At 70.0% G+C, this 3569-nt stretch carries 3 protein-coding genes and 2 pseudogenes; 1 reads left to right on the plus strand and 4 read right to left on the minus strand.

What is annotated here, in order from left to right:
• Positions 1–191, plus strand: a pseudogene (locus ACFDR9_RS27175) (hypothetical protein); the annotation flags it as partial.
• Here ACFDR9_RS27175 and ACFDR9_RS27180 read toward each other — a convergent pair.
• The 4 genes and pseudogenes from ACFDR9_RS27180 to ACFDR9_RS27195 all read right to left on the minus strand — a co-directional run.
• On the minus strand, positions 143–1375 hold the full coding sequence (locus ACFDR9_RS27180) for a CaiB/BaiF CoA transferase family protein (RefSeq protein WP_409033006.1): 1233 nt from the start codon (positions 1373–1375) through the stop codon (positions 143–145). The pseudogene ACFDR9_RS27175 and the gene ACFDR9_RS27180 overlap by 49 nt on opposite strands.
• Before the next feature lie 7 nt (positions 1376–1382).
• Positions 1383–1973 (minus strand): recombination mediator RecR, encoded by a 591-nt coding sequence (gene recR / locus ACFDR9_RS27185; protein ID WP_026132886.1) that lies wholly within the window; start codon positions 1971–1973, stop codon positions 1383–1385.
• A 39-nt stretch (positions 1974–2012) separates the two neighbouring features.
• Positions 2013–2339, minus strand: a complete 327-nt coding sequence (locus ACFDR9_RS27190) for a YbaB/EbfC family nucleoid-associated protein (protein ID WP_017876747.1) — start codon at positions 2337–2339, stop codon at positions 2013–2015.
• Between the two features lie 42 nt (positions 2340–2381).
• Positions 2382–3569, minus strand: a pseudogene (locus ACFDR9_RS27195) (DNA polymerase III subunit gamma/tau); the annotation flags it as partial.

A 3569-nucleotide genomic window follows, 5' to 3' on the forward strand; every position in this document is an offset into this window, starting at 1 on the left:
ATCCGTACTGTGGTGTGGTGTGGGGCTTGGTTGCGGGTGGGTTTGTGGGGGGCGGGGGGCTGGGGGGGGGTGTTTTTCCTTTTTTTTTCTGGTCTCCCCCCCCCCCCCCCCCCCCCCCCCCCCCCCGACACGGCGCGGCGCCTTACAACACCCCATCGCGGCGCAACTCGGCCACGGCGGCCTCGTCATAGCCCAAACCGCGCAGCACCTCGTCGTTGTGCTGGCCCAGCTCCGGTCCCAGCCATTTGGTGCGGCCCGGCGTCTCCGACAGTTTCGGCGTGATCGCCGGCAGCTTGACCGGCGTGCCGTCGGCGAAGTGGTGCTGCTCGAACATCTCGCGCGCCAGGAACTGCGGGTCGCTCATCATGTCGCGCACCGAGTAGATTTTCCCGGCCGGCACGTCGGCCGCCTTCAGCACCGCCAGCGCGCTGTCGATGTCGCGCCCGGCGCACCAGGCGCCGATGGCCTCGTCGATCTCGGCGGTGCGCGCGACCCGGCCGTCGTTGCGCGCCAGTTGCGCGTCGCCGGCCAGGTCGATGCGGCCGATGGCCAGCATCAGGCGCTTGAAGATGGCGTCGCCGTTGCCGGCGATGACGATGTTCTCGCCGTCGCCGGTGGTGTAGGTGTTCGACGGCACGATGCCCGGCAGCGCGCCGCCGGTGCGCTCGCGCACCACGCCGGCGTGGTCGAATTCCGGCACCAGCGACTCCATCATGTTGAAGACCGCCTCGTACAGCGCGACGTCGACCATCTGCCCCTGCCCGCCCGGGTTGCCGGCGGCCATGCGCCCGCCGGTGGCGTCGCGGTGGCGCAGCGCCATCATCGCGCCGATGACGCCGTGCAACGCCGCCACCGAGTCGCCGATCGAGACGCCGACGCGCACCGGCGGCCGGTCCGCATGGCCCGACACGTAGCGCAGCCCGCCCATCGATTCGCCGATGGCGCCAAAGCCCGGCAAGTCCTTCATCGGCCCGGTCTGGCCGAAACCGGACAGGCGCACCATGATCAACGAGGGATTTTCCAGCTTCAACTGCTGGTAGCCGAGTTCCCACTTCTCCAGCACGCCGGGCCGGTAGTTTTCAATGATGATGTCGGCGTCCAGCGCCAGGCGCCGGGCGATGGCGCGGCCGCGGGCGTCCTTCAAATTCAAGGTCAGGCTTTTCTTGTTGCGCGCCTGCACCGACCACCACAGCGAGGTGCCGTCCTTGAGCACGCGCCAATGGCGGATCGGGTCGCCGCCCTCGGGCGCCTCGATCTTGATCACCTCGGCGCCGAACTCGGCCAGCATGCGGGCGCAGAACGGCCCGGCGATCAGGGTGCCCAGCTCCAAGACCTTGATGCCCGCCAGCGGGCCGGCCGAATTCTTTTTTTCCATGGATGTTTTAAGTGCTTCTGCGGTCGAGCATCGCGCGCGCGATGGTGCCCGCGTCGACGTATTCCAGTTCCCCGCCGACCGGCACGCCACGCGCCAGACGACTGACGCGCAGCCCGCGCGCCTTCAGCATTTCGCTGATGTAGTGCGCGGTGGCTTCGCCCTCGTTGGTGAAGTTGGTGGCCAGCACCACCTCGCCGACGACGCCGTCGTTGGCGCGGGCCAGCAGTTTTTCCAGGTGGATGTCCTTCGGCCCGATGCCGTCCAGCGGCGACAGGCGTCCCATCAGCACGAAGTACAGGCCCTTGTAGGTGAGCGTCTGCTCGATCATCAACTGGTCGGCGGGCGTTTCCACCACGCATAGCAGGCGCTTGTCGCGCTCGCCGTCGAGGCAGTTTTCGCACACCTCGTGTTCGGTGAAGGTGTTGCACAAGGCGCAGTGGTGCACCGCGTCGACCGCCTGGAACAGCGCGCGCGACAGCATGGCGGCGCCCTCGCGGTCGTGCTGCAACAGGTGGAAGGCCATCCGCTGCGCCGACTTGGGGCCGACGCCGGGCAGGCGCCGCAACGCCTCGGTCAAGAACTCGAGCGCCTTAGACATGGCTGAGGCGACCCCGCGCGCGCTGCGTCGTGATGTGCATCAGAATGGCATTTTGAAGCCGGCAGGCAAATTCATGCCGCCGGTCAGGCCGCCCATTTTCTCGGCCGAGGTGGCTTCCGCCTTGCGCACGGCGTCGTTGAAGGCGGCGGCGACCAGGTCTTCCAGCATGTCCTTGTCGTCGGCCAGCAGCGACGGGTCGATCGAGACGCGCTTGACGTCGTTTTTGCAGGTCATGACGATCTTCACCAGGCCGGCGCCGGACTGGCCTTCGACTTCCACCAGCGCCAGTTGGTCTTGCGCCTTCTTCATATTGTCTTGCATCGTCTGCGCTTGCTTCATCAGGCCTGCCAATTGGTTTTTCATCATGATGGTGTGCTCCGTAAGGTTGGATAGATTGAAATTATTTAATTAGTGCGGCGGCGCCGCGGGCGCCGGCGTGATCGAGCCCGGCACAACGGTGGCGTTGAAGTCGCGCATCATGCTTTGCACAAAGGGATCGTGTTCAATGGTGTCCTCGGCTTCGCGCTGGCAGGCTTCGCGGTGCGCCTGCGCCTCGGCGCTGGCCGTGTACCAGACCGCGCCCAGTTCGGTGTCGACGCCGACCTTGCGCTGGAAGCGCTCGCTCAAGGCGGCGGCCAGCTTCTCGACGTTGGCCGGGCTGCGCCAGGTATCGATCGGCACGCGCAGACGGAACAGCGTGCTGTGGCCGTCGTGCTGGCATTCGATCAGTTCGGCTTGCACCGCCAGTTGCTGGGCCACGCCGCGCAGCGGCAGCACGGCCGCCACGGCCGGCCAATCGCCGTCCCATTCCAGGCCGGGCACCGGCACCAGCACATACGGCGCGCGCTGCGCCGGCGCCGGAACGGCTTGCCGCGCCGCCACCGGGGCGGCTTCGGCCGGCGCGCTCTGCACGGCCGCCGAGGCGCTGTCGTCGGAAAATTCGGTAACCCAGGGCGGCAAGTCGTCATCCGGCTCGGCCTGCTGCTGCGGCGCAACCTGGCGCACCGGCGCGGCAACCTCAGCCGCGCCGTCCCTTACCGCCACCGCGGGCGCGTCGTCCCATGGCGCGGGGGCTGTCGGCGCCGTCGCCGGCGGCGGCATCGGCCGCGCGGGGGCGGCTTGCGCCGACGCGGCGGCCGGAGCCCGCATAACGGACGGGGACGGGGCCGGGGCCGGGGCCGGGGCCGGGGCGGCTGGCGCCGGAGCCGGAGCGGCCGCCGGCGGTGGCGCCGAGCGGCCGCCGCCGTTGCCTTTGGATGCGGCGCGGGCCGCCAACAGCGCGGCGTCGAGCGCGGCGCGCGCCGCACTGGCCGGCGTCGACGGTGCGGCGGCCGGGGCCGCCTGCGTAACTGGGGTAACAGGGGTAACAGGGGTAACAGGGGCGGCCGGCGCGGGCACGGCGGCTGGACGCGCCGCCAGCGGCGCCGGCGCGGCCGGTGCAACGCGCGCCGGCGGCACAGCGCCGCGGGCCAGCGTGGCGGCGGCCGCGGCCACCACGGCCGGCGGCGTCACGGCGGCGTGGGGGGGGGAGGGGGGTGGGCGCCAAACCGAACGACCCCACCGAAGCGAACCTACCAGCCGAAAACCGCGCCAAAG

The organism is Janthinobacterium sp. CG_23.3, assembly GCF_046115965.1.
Classification (GTDB): Bacteria; Pseudomonadota; Gammaproteobacteria; order Burkholderiales; family Burkholderiaceae_D; genus Janthinobacterium.

Coding starts and splice junctions, on each gene's coding strand:
- ACFDR9_RS27180 (WP_409033006.1), bottom strand. CDS start 1,375: ATGGAAAAAAAGAATTCGGCCGGCCCGCTGGCGGGCATCAAGGTCTTG.
- recR (WP_026132886.1), bottom strand. CDS start 1,973: ATGTCTAAGGCGCTCGAGTTCTTGACCGAGGCGTTGCGGCGCCTGCCC.
- ACFDR9_RS27190 (WP_017876747.1), bottom strand. CDS start 2,339: ATGATGAAAAACCAATTGGCAGGCCTGATGAAGCAAGCGCAGACGATG.